This is a genomic window from Paenibacillus jepli, from assembly GCF_047238105.1.
Classification (GTDB): Bacteria; Bacillota; Bacilli; order Paenibacillales; family Paenibacillaceae; genus Paenibacillus_D.
In genome coordinates this window covers 2876604-2895000 of sequence record NZ_JBDFMD010000001.1, presented here as the reverse complement: position 1 = coordinate 2895000, position 18397 = coordinate 2876604, and the positions used below count along the sequence as shown (strand labels likewise).

The following is an 18397-nucleotide window of genomic DNA, read 5'->3' as shown; positions in this document are numbered from 1 at the left end:
CCACCGAAGCTATGGCATGTACCTTAGGGTACTTGGGTAGGGGAGCGTTGTGTATAGGTTGAAGTCAGACCGTAAGGACTGGTGGACGGTACACAAGTGAGAATGCCGGTATGAGTAACGAAAAGATCAGTGAGAATCTGATCCGCCGAAAGCCTAAGGGTTCCTGAGGAAGGCTCGTCCGCTCAGGGTAAGTCGGGACCTAACGCGAGGCCGAAAGGCGTAGTGGATGGACAACAGGTGGATATTCCTGTACCACCGTAGCCGTTATGAGCAATGGAGTGACGCAGAAGGGTAGTGACGCGGACTGATGGATGTCCGTCCAAGCAGTGAGGCTGATGAGTAGGCAAATCCGCTCATCGTAAGGCTGGGCTGTGATGGGGAGCGAAAATTACAGTAGCGAAGGTCATGAGCTCCAGCTGCCAAGAAAAGCTTCTAGCCAGGTGAAGGTGCCCGTACCGTAAACCGACACAGGTAGGCGAGCAGAGCATGCTAAGGCGCGCGGAAGAACTCTCGTTAAGGAACTCGGCAAAATGACCCCGTAACTTCGGGAGAAGGGGTGCCTCGGTAGGGTGAATAGCCCGAGGGGGCCGCAGTGAAAAGGCCCAAGCGACTGTTTAGCAAAAACACAGGTCTGTGCGAAGCCGTAAGGCGAAGTATACGGGCTGACGCCTGCCCGGTGCTGGAAGGTTAAGGGGAGCGGTTAGGGGCAACCCGAAGCTGTGAACCGAAGCCCCAGTAAACGGCGGCCGTAACTATAACGGTCCTAAGGTAGCGAAATTCCTTGTCAGGTAAATTCTGACCCGCACGAATGGCGTAACGACTTGGGCGCTGTCTCAACGAGAGATCCGGTGAAATTTTAATACCTGTGAAGATGCAGGTTACCCGCGACAAGACGGAAAGACCCCATGGAGCTTTACTGCAGCTTGATATTGGACTTTGGTACGATCTGTACAGGATAGGTGGGAGCCTTGGAAGCCGGAGCGCCAGCTTCGGTGGAGGCGCCGTTGGGATACCACCCTGATCGTATCGGAGTTCTAACCCGCTACCGTGAATCCGGTAGGGGGACCGTGTCAGGCGGGCAGTTTGACTGGGGCGGTCGCCTCCTAAAGTGTAACGGAGGCGCCCCAAGGTTCCCTCAGAATGGTTGGAAATCATTCGTAGAGTGCAAAGGCATAAGGGAGCTTGACTGCGAGACCTACAAGTCGAGCAGGGACGAAAGTCGGGCTTAGTGATCCGGTGGTACCGCATGGAAGGGCCATCGCTCAACGGATAAAAGCTACCCTGGGGATAACAGGCTTATCTCCCCCAAGAGTCCACATCGACGGGGAGGTTTGGCACCTCGATGTCGGCTCATCGCATCCTGGGGCTGAAGTAGGTCCCAAGGGTTGGGCTGTTCGCCCATTAAAGCGGTACGCGAGCTGGGTTCAGAACGTCGTGAGACAGTTCGGTCCCTATCTGTCGTGGGCGCAGGAAATTTGAGAGGAGCTGTCCTTAGTACGAGAGGACCGGGATGGACGTACCGCTGGTGTACCAGTTGTTCCGCCAGGAGCACCGCTGGGTAGCTATGTACGGACGGGATAAACGCTGAAAGCATCTAAGCGTGAAGCCCCCCTCAAGATGAGATTTCCCAGTATGTAAGACCCCTGGTAGACGACCAGGTTGATAGGTCCGGGGTGGAAGTGCAGCAATGCATGCAGCTGACGGATACTAATCGGTCGAGGGCTTATCCTAAAACCCTCAGCTAAGACTTACCTTGCTTGATTCGCATCCAGTTTTCAGTGTGCAAGACACTGATCTCGCTGCTCGTATGGACAAGCAGCATTATGTAATGTGGCGGCATAGCTCAGCTGGCTAGAGCGTACGGTTCATACCCGTGAGGTCGGGGGTTCGATCCCCTCTGCCGCTACCAACTACATAAGGACGCTTAGCTCAGCTGGGAGAGCATCTGCCTTACAAGCAGAGGGTCGGGGGTTCGATCCCCTCAGCGTCCACCATATTTTTTTTGCCTTCTTTTACGTTCATGGAGCTGTGGTGTAGAGGCCTAACATGCCTGCCTGTCACGCAGGAGACCGCGGGTTCGAATCCCGTCAGCTCCGCCATTTTACCCTTGCAAGGCTCGGTAGCTCAGTCGGTAGAGCAGAGGACTGAAAATCCTCGTGTCGGCGGTTCGATTCCGTCCCGAGCCACCATTTGCATATGGAGGATTAGCGAAGTGGCTAAACGCGGCAGACTGTAAATCTGCTCTCTCTGAGTTCGGTGGTTCGAATCCATCATCCTCCACCAGTTTTCTTTTAGTACAAGAGCCATTAGCTCAGTTGGTAGAGCACCTGACTTTTAATCAGGGTGTCGAAGGTTCGAGCCCTTCATGGCTCATCGGGAATACATCGAAGCTGTTTTTGCGAGTGCCGCAAAGACAGCTTTTTTCGTATGCAAAAAGGGTTTGTGCGAAAGGTGTCGAATCTACAACTCATGATGTCGAATAAAAGAAATACGATCCGTAATCTGCTGTTGCTGCTGCTGTTCGTGTTGATTCTTGGAAGCCTCCGGCTTATCTGGTATACAAACAACAAGCTTCCCGAGCAACCCTTTGCACAACAAGGGGTGCTGGAATTACGGGAATGGGACATTGGGGGCCAATCCTCGATTAATCTTGATGGCGAGTGGGAGTTCTATCCCGGGCAATTGCTTACATCTGAACAATTGGCCGGGCCGGAAGCCCCTTCGCCGCGCTATCTAACCGTTCCGGGAACGTGGCAAGCAGGCTTCGGCGAGTTGAAAGAGAATGCGTTTGGTTCGGGGACCTATCGATTGATAATTCAAGTCAATCGTGATTTTGACGAGCCATACGGACTGTGGATTCAGGGGATCCAAGCCTCCTCGCAGTTGGAGATCAACGGGACCCCGGAAGGGATGTTCGGCCAGGTCGCAAGCTCTGAGGAGGAGTACCGGCCACGAAATGTGACTTACACGGCTACTGTTGTCCAACCTGGTCCCGTGATCGAGCTCATCGTTCGCGTGGCCAATTATGAGCAGCCCAACAAAGGAGGGATTGTAAAACCGATTCGTTTCGGGAGCCAGGCGACGATTGATTCGGAGCGTATGTATTCGATCGGTTTCCAATTGATTGCTTTCGTCGTTATGCTCTTGCATGGTTTGTATGCAGGGATCCTGTATATGTTTAATCGAGGGAATCCTGTTTTCTTGTTGTTCCTTGCTCTTATGGTAACGGTAGGGTTGTCCATTGTGTCAGACCATGACAATCTGTTGATGTTGTGGCTCCCCTTCAATTATACGTGGGCTTTTAAAATCAGGCTATTATCCTATGTAGGGTTAAGTTTTTTTATGCTGCTGTTGACATTCAGCTTCTCTGGCCAGAAGCGCGGGTGGTTGTTTTCGTGCTACATCACCCTGTTCTTGCTCTTTAGCGGCTTCGTGATTGTCAGCGACGCAACTTCGATCTATTACGTCTATGACAAATTTCGCCCGATGTTATTCTTGTATCTGTTGCCGATCGTCTGGGTCATCGCTTTGATTGTAAAGATGCTGATGCGGAATAAAGATGATGCGATCTATCTGCTGCTTGGCGGATTGGGTATTGTCTCCAGTGCGGGGTGGGGCGTCTTCGTCAATCTGGAGAAAGTGCGGGGGACTTATTATCCCGTCGATATTATTGCCGCACTTGTGGGATTCTCGGCCTATTGGTTCAAACGCTACTTCCGCAACTGGGAAGAAAATCTCAGATTGAATGAACAGCTGAAGCTTGCCGACAAACAAAAGGACGAGTTCCTGGCGAACACGTCGCATGAGCTGCGGACGCCGCTGCACGGAATTATGAATATCGCACAGACGGTCGCCGACAAGGAAAAGCACGCCATGGGCGAACAAAGCCGCAAAGATATGGAGCTGTTGGTTACCTTGAGCCGTCGTATGTCGCATATGGTTGGCGATCTATTGGATGCTGTGCGGCTACAGGATCGGGCGATCGTGCTGGAGCGTGAACCTGTACTTCTGCAATCTGCTTGCGCTGGTGTGATGGATATGCTTTCTTTTATGAAGGATGATAAACATATTCAATTCCAAATGCTTGTGCCGCCAAACTTTCCTCCCGTCGATGCTGACGAGAAGCGGCTGGTACAAGTCCTGTTCAACCTGCTGCATAATGCGGTCAAATATACCGAAAAAGGTGTCATTGCCGTCTCGGCGGAGGTCAAAGGCCGATATGCTGTCCTGCATATTGAGGATACGGGAAGAGGGATGGATGAGGATCTGCAATCACGGATCTTTGACCGTTACGAACAAGGCAGCCTGGGACAAGCAAGCGGCGGAATCGGGTTAGGGTTGCATATTGCCAAGCAATTGGTGGAGCTGCATGATGGCCACATGTCTGTTAGGTCGACACCTGGAGAAGGTACGGTCTTCTCTGTGACGTTACCGCTGTCGTCCGGGAAGGCTGCTCCACGGACGGCAGTTGTCGACGATGATCTGGTCTCGGCAGAGCTGACCTCGGCAGAGCTGACCTCGGCGCTGGTAAAGGCAATGGATCTCGAACGGGCTACGGGCACCAGGGATCTTCCCAAATCCGCCGGACCGCTGCGCATCCTGGCCGTGGATGATGACCCTGTAAATCTGAAAGTGATTGTCGGGCTCCTTGCTACTGATCAATGCTTGGTCCAGACCTCCAGAAGCGCTCAGGAGGCGGTGGAACGACTGTCCTCCGAGTCGTGGGATCTCCTGATTGCCGATGTCATGATGCCGGAGATGTCCGGTTACGAATTGACAAGGCTGGCCAGGGAGCGCTTCAAGCTCTTTGAACTGCCGATCCTCCTGCTCACCGCCCGCAGCCAGCCAGAGGATATATCAGCGGGGTTCCGGGCCGGCGCCAACGATTATGTGACCAAGCCGGTCGACGCGATGGAGCTGCGTTATCGCGTACTGTCGCTGACGGCACTCAAGCAGTCGGTTAACGAGACTATGCGGATGGAGGCTGCCTATCTGCAGGCCCAGATCCAACCTCATTTTTTGTTCAATACGCTGAACTCGATCATGGCGCTGAGCGATATCGATCTGCGGAAGATGCAGCAACTGGTCGATGCCTTTGCCTCGTACCTGCGGATCAGCTTCAACTTCCTGAACACCAAGGAGCTTGTGCCGCTCTCGCATGAGCTGCAGCTGGTCCAAGCGTATCTCTACATCGAGCAGGAGCGGTTCGGAGAGCGGCTCGCGGTAGTGATGGAGACCGGCGATTCGATGGGGATCGTGCTGCCGCCGCTTACGCTCCAGCCGCTCGTCGAGAACGCGGTGCGCCACGGTCTGATGCAGCGCTCCCGCGGCGGGACGCTGCGCATCCTGGTGGAGCGCCGGCCGGAGGGCAGCGTGCTTACGGTGTCCGATGACGGCAAAGGAATGACAGAGGAACAAGTGGTGCGCCTGCTCGGCAGCGACCAGCCGCCTGAGCGGGGGATCGGCCTGTACAATACCGACCGCCGGCTGAAGCAGCGTTACGGCAAAGGACTAATGATCAGCAGCCGGCCCGGAGAAGGGACGACGATCTCGTTTCTGATCCCGGCCCCCATGGGCGGGGAGACGGCCGGTGCAGTTTAACAGCTGCCTTTTGTTTGTGTTACAATGGCCTAAAAGGGCATTCTGAGCAATGCGGATAGGAGCACAGCAAAGCATGAGCACTGCGCAGTGGAAAGAGCAACTGGAGCAGATACTGAACAGCCCGTTGCGTGTTTTGAGGATCGATCTGCAGGACTGGAACAAAGCAAGCCTGGAGCAGGGCGCGCAGACGCCGCTCGAGGCAGTGCCCGGAGCGAACGTGGAGATCGCGGGCGGGCGGATCTGGTATGCTGTACGGATGGAGAGGGCGCATATCGAAGTCATCGAGCTGGAGCAGGACGCGCTCTCGGAGACGGAGCGGCGGCTGCTCGGCTGGACGATTGAGCACATGAAGCCGGTCAAGCCCGCCGTTCCTCATGCGCAGCAGGAAGCGGAGCGGCAGGCAGAGGAGTTGGGCTCATGGATTGCTTATCAGTTGGATAATGGACGACTGGATCTGGAGGTGCCGGAGGCGCTGACCTTTGGCGGCCGGCTGTTCTCGGATATGATTCCCTTCCTGCTGGTCAGTGAGCATGAGCGTCTGCGCAATACGTATGCCGAGCTTGAGAAGCTGCTCAACTCCTTTTTCATCGAAGAAGTCATGCTGATCCCGCTGAAGGAACAGGAATGGCTGATCCTCGGGCCGATGGCGCTGCTCAGCGAAGCGGAGAGCGAAGATCGCAATGAAGGCGAGGACGAAACGCCGCTGGAGATGCTCGCTTCGATGTGCTCCGGCCTGCACGGCATGCTCGCAAGCGAATGGGTGGGCGAGTGCCATCTGGCGGTAGGCGAGCCGATCAGTCCGGCCAAAGCGATCGTGGAGACGGCGTCGCTGCTCCGGGAGACGGTATTCCTGGGACGCAAATTCCACGTCGGGGAGAGTGTGCATCTGCCATGGATGCTTCATCTGGAGCGTCTGCTGAACAGCATCCCCGAATCGAGAAGAGCCGAGTACATGGAGCAGCTGATCAACCGCTCGGACGTGCTGCTGGAGCCGGAGATTCTGATGACGCTGGAAACCTTCTTCCGCCTGGACTGCAACGTTAGCGAAACGGCCAAAAAGTTGTATATTCATCGGAACACGCTGCTGTACAGGCTGGACAAGCTGAAGCAGGAGACCGGATTGGATGTCCGGCTGTTCCGGGACGCCGTTTTGGTAAAGATTATATTGCTATTGTATAAAGTGACGAAAAGAAAGTAGTTTTTTTGTAAAGTATGTGCATAGTCATCTGCACAGGACTAAGCTAAGATAGATAGTAACAAGTAAACCAAATGCTTAGGGGGAAATAAAATGGCAGGCGTACGCTTAGAGCACATTTTCAAAAAATATCCCGGTTCTGAAACAGCTTCGGTAACAGACTTCAACTTGGACATCAAGGACAAGGAATTCCTCGTTCTCGTCGGACCTTCCGGTTGCGGTAAATCGACCACACTGCGGATGATTGCCGGCCTTGAGGAAATCTCCGAAGGCAAGCTGTTCATCGGCGAGCGTCTGGTTAACGATGTCGCTCCTAAAGACCGCGATATCGCGATGGTATTCCAATCTTACGCTTTGTACCCGCATATGAACGTGTATCAGAACATGGCATTTGGTCTGAAACTTCGCAAATTCAAAAAAGCAGACATCGACAAGCGTGTCCGCGATGCTGCCAAAATTCTCGATATCGAGCATTTGCTCGACCGCAAGCCGAAAGCACTCTCCGGTGGTCAGCGTCAGCGTGTCGCCCTGGGCCGCGCGATCGTTCGTGAGCCGCAAGTATTCCTCATGGATGAGCCGCTCTCCAACTTGGATGCCAAGCTTCGTGGTCAGATGCGCGCCGAGATCAGTAAGCTGACGAAGCGTCTTGAGACGACTACGATCTACGTAACGCATGACCAGATCGAAGCGATGACGATGGGTGACCGTATCGTCGTTATGAAAGACGGCTTCATCCAGCAGACAGCTTCGCCAGAAGAGCTGTACAACCGTCCGGTGAACATGTTCGTAGCCGGCTTTATCGGTGCCCCTTCCATGAACTTCATCAAAGGGACGCTGACAGAGCAAGGCGGAGCGATCCGCTTCAAAACTTCGGGCATCGACGTAGCTCTGACTGAAGGCAGAGCACAGATCATTCGCGAGAAAGGTCTAGTCGGCAAAGAAGCCATCATGGGCATCCGTCCTGAGGACTTCCATGACGAGCCGGTCTTCATCGAAGCTTCCCCTAACAGCGTGGTCAACGCGCACGTGGAAGTATCCGAGAACCTTGGTCATGAGAAGTATCTCTACCTGAATGGTGTGGGCTCTGAGACTGTCATCGCTCGTGTGGATGGCCGCTCTACAGTAACCGACGGCATCACTGTTAAACTGGCGATCGACATGAACAAAGTTCATATGTTCGACCTGACGACTGAGCTGAACGTATTCGAAAGCTAATTCCCCCTTTATTTTATAATCAACAGCTGTCCGGATGACCGGGCGGCTGTTTTTATTTTTTTTGGAGTTATTTTATTATGTTTGAGCTGCAGGCGGATCGGTTGCTTTCGGCGTGTAATTCCTATACGATGGATACATTGAGTCAAATGTGCAATACATGCGAAAGCCGGCGAAGTCCGGACGTAAGGAGGCCATGGCATGCCCAAAAGAGTGAAGGTGTCGGAGCTGGTCCAGCAATTCCAACTGGAGCTGCTCGCAGGCGAAGACGGACTGAAGAGAGGCATAACGGTAGACGACTTGTACCGTCCCGGACTGGAGATGGCCGGGTACTTTCACTATCATCCCAATGAGCGCGTACAGATCCTGGGGCGGACCGAACTGGCCTTTCTGGAGACGCTGGACACAGAGGAGCGCGTGGACCGGCTGGAGCGCCTGTGCGATCCGGAGACGCCTTGCATTATCGTGACCCGCGGACTGAGCGCGCCGCAGGAGCTGCTGGACCGGGCGGAGGAGAAGAAGATTCCGGTGCTGCGCAGCGGGGTGGCGACGACGAGCCTGATCAGCCGGATCACCAATTTCCTCGAGAAGAGGCTGGCGCCGACCGCCACTATCCACGGCGTGCTGGTAGACATCTACGGCATCGGGATGCTGATCACAGGCAGCAGCGGCATCGGCAAGAGCGAGACGGCGCTAGAGCTCGTCAAGCGGGGCCATCGTCTGGTGGCCGATGACGCGGTCGAGATCCGGCAGATGTCCGATGGCCAGCTGCATGGCGCGGCTCCGGAGCTGATCCGGCATCTGCTCGAGATCCGGGGACTGGGCATCATCAATGTGATGACGTTATTCGGAGCAGGTGCAGTGCTGAGCAGCAAGCGGATCAGTGTCGTTATCACGCTGGAGAACTGGCAGCAGGAGAAGCAGTATGATCGGCTCGGTCTGGACGAAGAGACGACACGCATCATCGACACCGATGTCCCGCTGATCACCGTGCCGGTCCGCCCTGGTCGGAACCTGGCTGTCATCATCGAGGTGGCCGCGATGAACTATCGTCTGAAGCGGATGGGCTACAACGCAGCGCTTCAATTTACCAACAAGCTTACAGAGACCATCGCAGACGATATCGACGATTATGAATAAAGGAGTCTAGGGGATCATGAATCTGATAAGTCTGCTGAGTTTGAACCCGGTTGCTTTTCAACTGGGGCCGCTTACTGTGAACTGGTATGGCATTATTCTGGGGTGCGCGGCGTTGGCCGGTCTGCTGCTAGCTGTCCAGGAAGGCAAACGATTCGGGATCGCGCCGGATTTTTTCATGGACCTGCTGCTGCTGGGTGTTCCCTCGGCCATTATCGGTGCCAGAATCTACTATGTTGCGTTTAAGTGGGATGAATACAAAGGTGATCTGCTCAGTATCTTCGCGATTTGGAACGGCGGCATCGCCATCTATGGCGCGTTGATCGGGGCGCTGATCTGCGGATTCTTTTATTTCCGTTATAAAGGGTACAGCTTCTGGCGGATCGCCGACATCTGTGCGCCGTCGCTGCTGATCGGTCAGATGATCGGCCGTTGGGGCAACTTCATGAATCAGGAGGCTTACGGCGAGCCGGTCGGCGAGTCCTTCCTTCGGGAGACGCTGCATCTGCCTTCCTGGATCGTCGATCATATGTTTATCAATGGGATGTTCCGGCATCCGACGTTCCTGTATGAGTCAGCCTGGAGCTTCGTCGGCCTGCTGCTGCTGTTCGTGCTGCGCCGCCAGCGTTTCCTGCGTGCGGGCGAGCTGCTGTTCTCGTACTTCATCTGGTATTCGATCGGGCGCTTCTTCATCGAAGGGCTGCGGACTGACAGTCTGGCCTTCCAGGGGCCGCAGTGGCTGGTCAGCCTCATCCAGGGACTGTGGTCGCCGATGACGGGTACGTTCACCCCTGGCGCGTTGGATCCGGCCTATGGGAATGTCCGGATCTCCCAATTGCTCGCATTGGTCATCATCCTGGTCTGCATCGCGCTCATCGTGATCCGCAGATCGACAGGCGCGGCATCGCAGCGCTATCTGGATCCGATCGTCTCCTCCAAGGCGGACGGCAGCGAGAAGACGCATGAGCCGGATGAGACGGTTACCGAAGCCCGCGAATCCGATCCGCTGGTGACGATGGAGAAGAATGAAGTGCTGACTGTCCTGGAGGATATCGGCGAGGACAAGCGGGATAAGAAAGCAGAGGGCAAGTCGCCTGCAGCGGAGCAGGACAAGTCGCCCGCAGACGATGCGGACAAGAAATAACGCATATACGTAGACCAAAGACTGCTCGAAGTTTGATATTTCGGGCAGTCTAAGACAAGGAGTACGGCATGGCTAACTTTCAAACGGTATTATTTGACCTGGACGGCACAATCCTGGACACCAACGAGCTGATCATCCAATCGTTCCTGCATGCGCTGAAGGACGTAGTGCCTGAGGGCTTCGCCCGCGAGCATATCATCCCGAGCATGGGGCTGCCGCTTGCGGTGCAGCTGCAGCAGTTCTCGGGGGCTGAGGATGTGGCGGAGCTGATCGGCGCCTACCGCGCCATCAATCTGCAGCTGCATGACGATCTGGTCAAGCCTTTCCCTTATGTGCCTGAGGTATTGGATCAGCTGCATAAGGCAGGTCTTGCGCTCGGTGTCGTAACAACGAAGATGCAACTGACGACTGAGCGGGGACTGAAGCATGTCGGTATCCGGGACTACATGCAAGCCATCGTCACGCTGGATGATGTCGAGCGTCCCAAGCCGGACGCGCAGCCTGTCGAGCTGGCGCTCAGCAAGCTGGGAGCGGCGGCAGATACGGCGCTGATGGTAGGCGACAGCGTCGTCGATATCCAGTCTGCGGCTGCGGCAGGCGTGCGTTCGGTAGGCGTCGCATGGTCTCTCAAAGGCGAGGCGAAGCTGCGCGAGGCCGGGGCGGATTATATCATCCATGATATGCGCGAGCTGCTGAGTCTAGCCGGATTGGAGCAGGAGACGCCCTGAGAAACGTTGAACGCTACCCGGTCGAGGGCCCCAATGCGCTGTGGCAGGTATACCGCACCGTCAGTCCGTGGAAAGCCGTCCGCAACTTTATCGCCATCCAGATTGCAAGGTATTGTCCGATCCTGCCCGTGAAGAACTGGATCTACCGGCGGGTGCTCGGCATGGAGGTTGGCCGCCATACAGCGTTTGCTCTGATGGTGATGGTCGACGTCTTCTTCCCGGAGCGGATCCGCATCGGGGACAACAGTATCGTCGGCTACAACACGACGATCCTCACCCATGAGTATCTGATCCGCGAGTACCGGCTGGGCGATGTGCGGATCGGCGAGAACGTGATGATCGGTGCCAATACGACGATTCTGCCGGGGGTGACGATCGGCGATCACGCGATCGTCTCGGCGGGCTCGCTGGTGCACAAGGATGTGCCGGCGTATGCCTTCGTAGGCGGCAACCCGATGCAGGTGCTGGGCACCAATGAGACGGCCCTCGCAGAGGCGGGAGGCGTGGCCTCGGACTCTGCTGATGGGGGTGCTGGGGAAGTCTGAGCGCTGGTCGGTCGCTTGGAAATGCACCTATGCCCCTGGCTGGGAAGCATCAGAGCTCGGTTAAAAGGCGGTTTGCCGGAAGTGCCCGGCAGACGGCCTCTTTGGACTGAGTCGCTGGGGCTGGCGCGACCCGAAGCTGACCGGATGCCGGCAGTTGACGAAGCGCGTCTTCCATGATAAGATAACGACTAAACTCTTTATTTTGGTAGTATGGTAGCACGTTAACAAACTAAAGCAAATTGAAGGTGAATCGATTGTCGAAACCAAAAGTGTTCGAAAAACCGATCGGAGCAAAGGATTACCTGCCGCATGCCGTCGCCAAGCTGCGGACGGTCGAGCGGCTGGTGCTGGACTGCATGGCCGGCTGGGGCTATGAGCAGATCATCACGCCGACGATGGAATATTACGATACGGTAGGCGTGGCGAGCTCCACCTCTGACCAGAAGCTGTTCAAGCTGCTCAATAACCGAGGCACCACGCTGGTCCTGCGCTCGGATATGACGGCGCCGATCGCCCGCGTGGTTGCTTCACTGCTCAAGGAAGAGCAGTTCCCGCTGCGGCTGTCTTACCACTCCAACGTGTTCCGCTCCATCGAGGAGGAGGCCGGCCGCGAAGCCGAGTTCTTCCAGACGGGCGTAGAGCTCGTGGGCGACGCTTCCCCGGAAGCGGATGCCGAGATGGTGGCGCTGGCGATCGCTTCGCTGCAGGCGGCCGGCGTCAGCCGGTTCAAGATCGCGATCGGTCATGTCGGCTTCTTGAACGGTTTGTTCGAGGAGATGCTGGGAGACCGAGAGGAAGCGCAGGAGGCACTGAAAGCCTGTCTGCTGGGCCGCGATTATGTCGGGTACCGGGAGCGACTGACCCAGCTTGAGCTAGCTGAGCCGGTCCGTCAGGAGCTGGAGGCGATCCTGAGGCTGCGCGGGGGCGAGGAAGTATGCGAGCAGGCGCTGCAGCTCAGCGGCAATGCGACGGCCCAAGCGTCGATCCGTCATCTCTGCAAGATCTGGGAGGTGCTGGAGTCGTACGGCGTGCGTGATCAGGTGCTGATCGATCTGACGATGATCGGCGACTTCTCCTATTATACGGGCATGACCTTCGAGGGATACGCAGCCGACCTGGGCTTCCCTGTCGTCAGCGGCGGCCGGTACGACAACCTGCTGCAGCAGTTTGGGCGGCCGGCGCCGGCCACCGGGTTCGCCGTCAAGACGACGCGCATCCTGGATCTGGTCGAAGGGGACGGTGGCGACCACCGCAGGCGTGTGCTGATCGGCTTCGACGACGCGAGCCGTGCCGAAGCGCTGGCGGCGGCTGCGCGGTACCGGGCAGCTGGGGATATCGCGGTCACCTGCAAAGTGGAGGAATGGGATGGCTGGCAAGCCGAGGACGTCCGTTATGACGAGGTTATCGCGCCAGGCAGCCGGACGAAGGGAGGAGCAAGCCGATGAGAGAGCAGGAGACAGAGCTGCTGAAGGTGGCGATGCCCAAGGGCCGCATCTACAAGCAGGCTTCCAAGCTGTTCCGGGAGGCGGGTCTGCCGATCCCGAGCGATTTTGACGATACGCGCAAGCTGATCATCGAGATCCCCGAGGTGCGGATGGCCTTCATCATGGCGAAGCCGGTCGACGTGCCGACTTATGTGGAGTATGGCGTAGCGGATATCGGCATCGTCGGTAAGGATGTGCTGATGGAGGAGGACAAGGACGTCTACGAGCTGCTGGACCTGGGTATCGCCAAGTGCCGGATGTCGGTGATCGGGCTGCCGGATTGGCAGCCGTCGATCCACCCGCGGGTGGCGACCAAGTATCCCAATGTGGCGTCCCAATACTTCCGCGAGCAGGGGCAGCAGGTCGAGGTGATCAAGCTGAATGGCTCGATCGAGCTGGCGCCGTTGATCGGGCTGGCCGACCGGATCGTCGATATGGTCGAGACGGGACAGACGCTGAAGGAGAACGGGCTGGTCGAGATGGAGACGATCTTCGGCATCACCAGCCGGCTGATCGCCAACCGAGTGAGCTACCGGATGAAGAATGAGGCGATCCAGAGCCTGTGCGACCGGCTGCAGCGCACGATCTCGGAGAAGCAGGTGCAGGTGTAGGAGCGGCTGGGCGCGGGAAGATGCGAGGGGCGAGGAGCGAAAGGGAGAGCCCGGCAACCTTCTTCCGCGTCCTGAGAGACAGAAGGGGGAGATAGGCATGCGGATCATGCCAGCAAGCGAGTTTAACCTGAGCCGCGAGGTCGAATACGGTACGCCGGAGCAGAACGAAGCGGTCGCGCGCATCGTCGCCGGCGTCCGGAGTGAAGGAGACGAGGCTCTGCTCCGCTATACGGAGGAGCATGACGGGATGAAGCTGGACGCAGCTTCCCTGCGGGTGACGCCGGAGGAGATCCAGGCTGCTTACAGCGAGGTTGACGAAGCGTTCTTGACCGCGATCCGGGCGGCTGCGGTCAACATCCGGGCGTTCCATGAGAAGCAGAAGCGCGGCTCGTGGATGGATCTGCAGCCCGACGGGACACTGCTGGGCCAGATCATCCGGCCGCTGCGCCGGGTGGGCGTGTACGTGCCGGGCGGCAAGGCGGCGTATCCTTCGTCCGTGCTGATGAACGTCATCCCGGCCCAGGTAGCGGGCGTGCCGGAGATCGTTATGGTGACGCCGCCGGCGACAGGCGGACAGCCGGGCATCAACCCGTACATCCTGGTGGCGGCTGCGGAAGCGGGCGTAGAGGAGATCTACCGGGTCGGCGGCGCCCAGGCGGTGGCAGCGCTGGCTTATGGCACGGCGAGCATCCCGCCGGTCGACAAGATCACCGGGCCGGGCAACATCTATGTCGCCTTGGCGAAGCGCACCGTGTTCGGCGTGGTCGATATCGACAGCATCGCCGGACCGAGCGAGATCGCCGTGCTGGCCGATGAGACGGCGGATCCGGGCTATGTGGCCGCCGATCTGCTGTCGCAGGCGGAGCACGACGAGATGGCGTCGGCGGTGCTGGTAACGCCGTCGCGGCAGCTGGGCGAAGCGGTAGCTGCCGAGGTGGAGCGCCAGCTGGCGACGCTGCCGCGCGAGACGATCGCGCGCAAGTCGATCGACAGCTACGGCGCGGTGCTGCTGGTCGAGTCGCTGGCCGAGGGCGTGCAGGTGATCAATCAGATGGCGCCGGAGCATCTGGAGGTTATGACGACGGATCCGATGCAGTTGCTCGGCAGTATCGAGAATGCGGGCGCGATCTTCCTCGGGCCGTACAGCTCGGAGCCGGTGGGCGACTACTTCGCCGGCCCCAACCACATCCTGCCGACCAACGGCACGGCGCGCTTCTCTTCACCGGTCAACGTGGACGACTTCATCAAGAAGTCCAGTCTGATCCATTACAGCAGAGACGCGCTGCTGGCAAATGGCGAGGCCATCATGACGCTCGCCCGGCACGAAGGGCTGGAGGGCCATGCCCGGGCGATCGAGCTGCGGCTGCAGCAGGAGCGGGGCTGAACGCAGGCTGAGCTGCACAGTCGGAGCGGATGAGCGAGTCGCTTGAGCGAGTGGAGCGGGAGTTAACTTTTGAACAACCTCTTAGAAAGCAGGGATCCTGTATGCCAGAGCAACCAAGCCGCGCGGCCGAGGTCGCGCGCACAACGAATGAGACCGATATTAAGCTGTCCTTCAACGTAGACGGCAGCGGCATCTCCGAGCTGGAGACCGATGTGCCGTTTCTCAATCATATGCTGGACCTGTTTACCAAGCACGGCCAGTTCGACCTGAAGGTGGAGGCGCGAGGCGATATCGACATCGATGATCATCACACGGTCGAGGATATCGGCATCTGCCTGGGGCAGACGCTGCGCGAGGCGCTGGGCGACAAGCGCGGCATCAAGCGCTATGCGAGCGTGTTTGTGCCGATGGATGAAGCGCTGGCGCAGGTCATCATCGACATGAGCAACCGGCCGCATTTCGAATACCGGGCCGAGTATCCGTCGCAGCAGGTCGGCAGCTTCAGCACGGAGCTGGTGCATGAGTTTCTGTGGAAGCTGGCGCTGGAATCGCGGATGACGCTGCACGTTATCGTCCACTACGGACACAACACCCACCATATGATCGAAGCGGTCTTCAAAGCGCTTGGACGGGCGATAGACGAAGCGACCTCGATCGATCCCCGCGTACAAGGAGTGCCTTCGACGAAAGGGGTGCTGTAGCATGATCGCGATCATCGATTATGGCATGGGCAATCTGCACAGCGTCAGCAAGGCGGTCGAGCGGCTCGGCTATGAGGCGAAGGTCAGCGCGGACCCTCAGGAGATCCTGGAGGCCGACGGCGCGATCCTGCCGGGCGTAGGCGCGTTCGGCGATGCGATGCAGAATCTGCGCAACACGGGACTGGATGAGGTGACGCGCTTCTACGCCGGCTCCGGCAAGCCGCTGCTCGGCATCTGTCTGGGCATGCAGCTGCTGTTCAGCGAGAGCGAGGAATACGGCAACAATGAAGGGCTGAACCTGCTTCCCGGCAAAGTGATCCGGTTCAAAGGCGATTACAAGGTGCCGCATATGGGCTGGAACCGGCTGGCGTTCCGTCAGGCGAGCCCGCTGTTCGAGGGACTGACGGAGGGGCATGTATACTTCGTACATTCATTCCACGCACAGCCGGCTGAATCTGCCGATCTGCTGGCGACGACAGACTATTATCAGGACGTCACGGCGATCGTCGGCCGCGGCAATGTATACGGCATGCAGTTCCACCCGGAGAAGAGCGGCGAACTCGGCATGCAGCTGCTGGACAATTTCCTGGCGCTGACGGGCAGCCCCCAGACGGTGCGGACGTAGTCGGCTGTAATGAGAGCGAAGTGTATGAACTGTGCATGCTCGGCAGGCTAAGCGCGATCGAATAACTGCCGAATGGCAGTTGGATGGGCGGTTAGGTGCTGTGAGCGCTGGAATAACTGCCAAAGCGCAGTTGGATGAGCGATTAAGCGCCGGGCCAGCTGGAATAGCTGCCAAATGGCAGTTAATCGGGCGTATTGGTGCAGATTGTGCCGGAATAGCTGCCGAATGGCAGTTGAATTCGGATGTGCGCTCGGTAGGCGCAATGAGGTAACAAAAGTTACTTGGATTGGCGTATGGGCTCTCCGGGAACGCAATAAGGTAACAAAAGCAGGCTGTTGAAAAATGGCCGGAGAGGCACGGAATCGAATCTGGAGAAGCGAAGCGTTCGCCTTTGTCCCCGGATTTCACCCCTAAAAGGGGTAAAAATCAAAGAAATCTGGGGGCAACAGCGATCGGAAGATCGATCCGTGACTGTAGGCTTTCTTTTTTCAACAGCCTGCAAAAGTTACTTGGTCCGGTGTACGGCGCTCTTTTGTAAATAGTAGAATTAGGCTTACGATGTGGTTTTGCTGCGCAAAACCTGGAGGTGATCAGCATGTTAGCAAAACGTATTATCCCTTGCCTCGACGTGAAGGACGGGCGGGTCGTCAAGGGAGTGAACTTCGTCAACCTGAGGGATGCCGGCGATCCGGTCGAGCTCGCAGCGACGTATGATGTCGAGGGGGCCGACGAGCTGGTCTTCCTGGACATCTCGGCTTCGCACGAGGGAAGGGCGACGATGGTGGATGTCGTGCAGCGGACGGCTGGCGAGATTACGATCCCCTTCACGGTAGGCGGCGGGATCGGCCATGTGGACGATATGAAACGGCTGCTGCGCGCCGGCGCCGACAAGATCGGCATCAATACCGCCGCCATCCGCAATCCGCAGCTGGTCTCCGAAGGCGCCCGCAAGTTCGGCTCGCAATGCATCGTCGTGGCGATCGACGCGAAGTATAACAGCGAGTGGGGAGAATGGGAGGTCTATACCCACGGCGGACGCAATGCGACAGGCATCCGGGCGCTGGTCTGGGCCAAAGAGGTGGAGAAGCTCGGCGCCGGCGAGATCCTGCTGACCAGCATGGATGCTGACGGCACCAAGGACGGCTTCGATATCAAGCTGACGCAGGCGGTCTCCTCCTCGCTGTCGATCCCGATCATCGCGTCCGGCGGCGCCGGGAAGGTCGGGCATTTCGCCGAGGTGTTCGAGGAAGGGCAAGCCGATGCCGGACTGGCAGCGACGATCTTCCATTACAAGGAACTGACGATACGGCAGGTCAAGGATGATCTGCTGGAAAAAGGGGTGGAGGTACGATGAGTACGGATCGGGAAGCGTTGATGGAGCGGATCAGTTGGAATGCGGACGGCCTGGTGCCCGCCATTGTCCAGGATGCTGTCAGCAAAGAAGTCCTCATGATGGCTTATATGAACCGGGAATCGCTGGGCCGCTCCATCGATACGGGGGAGACCTGGTTCTGGAGCCGCTCGCGGGCGGAGATCTGGCATAAAGGGGCGACTTCCGGCCATATCCAGAAGATCCGGTCGATGCATTACGACTGCGACGGCGATACCTTGCTGGTGCGCGTAGAGCAGGCAGGCGCGGCTTGTCATACCGGCCGCTACAGCTGCTTCTTCGAGGAGATCGAGGTGCCTGGCGCGGTCAATGATCCGCGTGAGGCCGAGGATCGCTTTGCGATGCTGAATCAACTGGAGACGACGATCGCCCAGCGGTATGCGGAGCGTCCGGCAGGCGCATATACGACTTATCTGTTCGATAAAGGCGTCGACAAGATCCTTAAGAAGGTCGGCGAGGAAGCGACCGAGGTGGTCATCGCGTCCAAGAATCAGGACAATGACGAGCTGCGCAGCGAGATGAGCGATCTCTTCTTCCACCTCATGGTGCTGATGCGCGAGCGCGGACTGTCGCTCGATGACGTGATGCGTGAGCTCGGTCAGCGGCACGGGAAGCCTACGACCAACAAGATGCGCTAGCA

General features: G+C 57.7%; 14 protein-coding genes, 6 tRNA genes and 1 rRNA gene (1 of these 21 running past the window's edge). All 21 read left to right on the top strand.

Going from position 1 to position 18397, the window contains the following annotated elements:
* Window positions 1-1731 (top strand): 23S ribosomal RNA (locus ABC336_RS12865); it begins 1194 nt to the left of the window's first position.
* Window positions 1732-1832: 101 nt separating this feature from the next.
* Window positions 1833-1909: transfer RNA gene (locus ABC336_RS12860), tRNA-Met, on the top strand.
* Between the two features lie 9 nt (window positions 1910-1918).
* Window positions 1919-1994, top strand: a tRNA-Val gene (locus tag ABC336_RS12855).
* A 28-nt stretch (window positions 1995-2022) separates the two neighbouring features.
* Window positions 2023-2099 (top strand) — tRNA-Asp (locus tag ABC336_RS12850).
* Window positions 2100-2113: 14 nt separating this feature from the next.
* Window positions 2114-2189 (top strand) — tRNA-Phe (locus ABC336_RS12845).
* 9 nt (window positions 2190-2198) lie between these two features.
* Window positions 2199-2283 (top strand) — tRNA-Tyr (locus ABC336_RS12840).
* A 17-nt stretch (window positions 2284-2300) separates the two neighbouring features.
* Window positions 2301-2373 (top strand) — tRNA-Lys (locus ABC336_RS12835).
* A 96-nt stretch (window positions 2374-2469) separates the two neighbouring features.
* Window positions 2470-5601, top strand: a complete 3132-nt coding sequence (locus ABC336_RS12830; RefSeq protein WP_413239018.1) for a hybrid sensor histidine kinase/response regulator — start codon at window positions 2470-2472, stop codon at window positions 5599-5601.
* Window positions 5602-5674: 73 nt separating this feature from the next.
* A complete protein-coding gene (locus ABC336_RS12825; protein ID WP_413239017.1) occupies window positions 5675-6799 on the top strand; it encodes a PucR family transcriptional regulator in 1125 nt (374 codons plus the stop codon).
* 90 nt (window positions 6800-6889) lie between these two features.
* Window positions 6890-8011: an ABC transporter ATP-binding protein gene (locus ABC336_RS12820; protein ID WP_413239016.1), complete on the top strand. Its 1122-nt coding sequence runs from the start codon at window positions 6890-6892 to the stop codon at window positions 8009-8011.
* A gap of 198 nt (window positions 8012-8209) precedes the next feature.
* Window positions 8210-9148 carry an HPr(Ser) kinase/phosphatase gene (hprK, locus tag ABC336_RS12815; protein WP_413239015.1) on the top strand — a complete coding sequence of 313 codons (939 nt, stop codon included), beginning with the start codon at window positions 8210-8212 and terminating at the stop codon, window positions 9146-9148.
* A 16-nt stretch (window positions 9149-9164) separates the two neighbouring features.
* Window positions 9165-10289 (top strand): prolipoprotein diacylglyceryl transferase, encoded by a 1125-nt coding sequence (gene lgt, locus ABC336_RS12810; RefSeq protein ID WP_413239014.1) that lies wholly within the window; start codon window positions 9165-9167, stop codon window positions 10287-10289.
* 68 nt (window positions 10290-10357) lie between these two features.
* Window positions 10358-11017 carry a pyrophosphatase PpaX gene (gene ppaX, locus ABC336_RS12805; protein ID WP_413239013.1) on the top strand — a complete coding sequence of 220 codons (660 nt, stop codon included), beginning with the start codon at window positions 10358-10360 and terminating at the stop codon, window positions 11015-11017.
* Window positions 11014-11562 (top strand): acyltransferase, encoded by a 549-nt coding sequence (locus tag ABC336_RS12800; RefSeq protein ID WP_413242504.1) that lies wholly within the window; start codon window positions 11014-11016, stop codon window positions 11560-11562. The genes ppaX and ABC336_RS12800 overlap by 4 nt, the downstream gene beginning before the upstream one ends.
* 254 nt (window positions 11563-11816) lie before the next feature.
* Window positions 11817-13007: an ATP phosphoribosyltransferase regulatory subunit gene (locus ABC336_RS12795; RefSeq protein WP_413239012.1), complete on the top strand. Its 1191-nt coding sequence runs from the start codon at window positions 11817-11819 to the stop codon at window positions 13005-13007.
* Window positions 13004-13657: an ATP phosphoribosyltransferase gene (gene hisG / locus ABC336_RS12790; RefSeq protein ID WP_413239011.1), complete on the top strand. Its 654-nt coding sequence runs from the start codon at window positions 13004-13006 to the stop codon at window positions 13655-13657. The genes ABC336_RS12795 and hisG overlap by 4 nt, the downstream gene beginning before the upstream one ends.
* A gap of 97 nt (window positions 13658-13754) precedes the next feature.
* The gene (gene hisD / locus ABC336_RS12785) at window positions 13755-15041 is read left to right on the top strand and encodes a histidinol dehydrogenase (protein WP_413239010.1); all 1287 of its coding nucleotides are present in this window, start codon (window positions 13755-13757) and stop codon (window positions 15039-15041) included.
* 101 nt (window positions 15042-15142) lie between these two features.
* The gene (hisB, locus tag ABC336_RS12780) at window positions 15143-15742 is read left to right on the top strand and encodes an imidazoleglycerol-phosphate dehydratase HisB (protein ID WP_413239009.1); all 600 of its coding nucleotides are present in this window, start codon (window positions 15143-15145) and stop codon (window positions 15740-15742) included.
* A gap of 1 nt (window position 15743) precedes the next feature.
* On the top strand, window positions 15744-16367 hold the full coding sequence (gene hisH / locus ABC336_RS12775) for an imidazole glycerol phosphate synthase subunit HisH (RefSeq protein WP_413239008.1): 624 nt from the start codon (window positions 15744-15746) through the stop codon (window positions 16365-16367).
* A gap of 595 nt (window positions 16368-16962) precedes the next feature.
* Window positions 16963-17721 (top strand): imidazole glycerol phosphate synthase subunit HisF, encoded by a 759-nt coding sequence (gene hisF / locus ABC336_RS12770; RefSeq protein ID WP_413239007.1) that lies wholly within the window; start codon window positions 16963-16965, stop codon window positions 17719-17721.
* Window positions 17718-18395, top strand: coding sequence for a bifunctional phosphoribosyl-AMP cyclohydrolase/phosphoribosyl-ATP diphosphatase HisIE (hisIE, locus tag ABC336_RS12765; protein ID WP_413239006.1), 678 nt, complete (start codon window positions 17718-17720; stop codon window positions 18393-18395). Before hisF ends, hisIE begins: the two co-directional genes overlap by 4 nt.
* Window positions 18396-18397 lie beyond the last annotated feature (2 nt).

What these genes read in the sequence shown, in the direction of transcription:
- ABC336_RS12830 (WP_413239018.1), top strand. Translation starts at nt 2,470, where the DNA reads ATGATGTCGAATAAAAGAAATACGATCCGTAATCTGCTGTTGCTGCTG.
- ABC336_RS12825 (WP_413239017.1), top strand. Translation starts at nt 5,675, where the DNA reads ATGAGCACTGCGCAGTGGAAAGAGCAACTGGAGCAGATACTGAACAGC.
- ABC336_RS12820 (WP_413239016.1), top strand. Translation starts at nt 6,890, where the DNA reads ATGGCAGGCGTACGCTTAGAGCACATTTTCAAAAAATATCCCGGTTCT.
- hprK (WP_413239015.1), top strand. Translation starts at nt 8,210, where the DNA reads ATGCCCAAAAGAGTGAAGGTGTCGGAGCTGGTCCAGCAATTCCAACTG.
- lgt (WP_413239014.1), top strand. Translation starts at nt 9,165, where the DNA reads ATGAATCTGATAAGTCTGCTGAGTTTGAACCCGGTTGCTTTTCAACTG.
- ppaX (WP_413239013.1), top strand. Translation starts at nt 10,358, where the DNA reads ATGGCTAACTTTCAAACGGTATTATTTGACCTGGACGGCACAATCCTG.
- hisG (WP_413239011.1), top strand. Translation starts at nt 13,004, where the DNA reads ATGAGAGAGCAGGAGACAGAGCTGCTGAAGGTGGCGATGCCCAAGGGC.
- hisD (WP_413239010.1), top strand. Translation starts at nt 13,755, where the DNA reads ATGCGGATCATGCCAGCAAGCGAGTTTAACCTGAGCCGCGAGGTCGAA.
- hisB (WP_413239009.1), top strand. Translation starts at nt 15,143, where the DNA reads ATGCCAGAGCAACCAAGCCGCGCGGCCGAGGTCGCGCGCACAACGAAT.
- hisH (WP_413239008.1), top strand. Translation starts at nt 15,744, where the DNA reads ATGATCGCGATCATCGATTATGGCATGGGCAATCTGCACAGCGTCAGC.
- hisF (WP_413239007.1), top strand. Translation starts at nt 16,963, where the DNA reads ATGTTAGCAAAACGTATTATCCCTTGCCTCGACGTGAAGGACGGGCGG.
- hisIE (WP_413239006.1), top strand. Translation starts at nt 17,718, where the DNA reads ATGAGTACGGATCGGGAAGCGTTGATGGAGCGGATCAGTTGGAATGCG.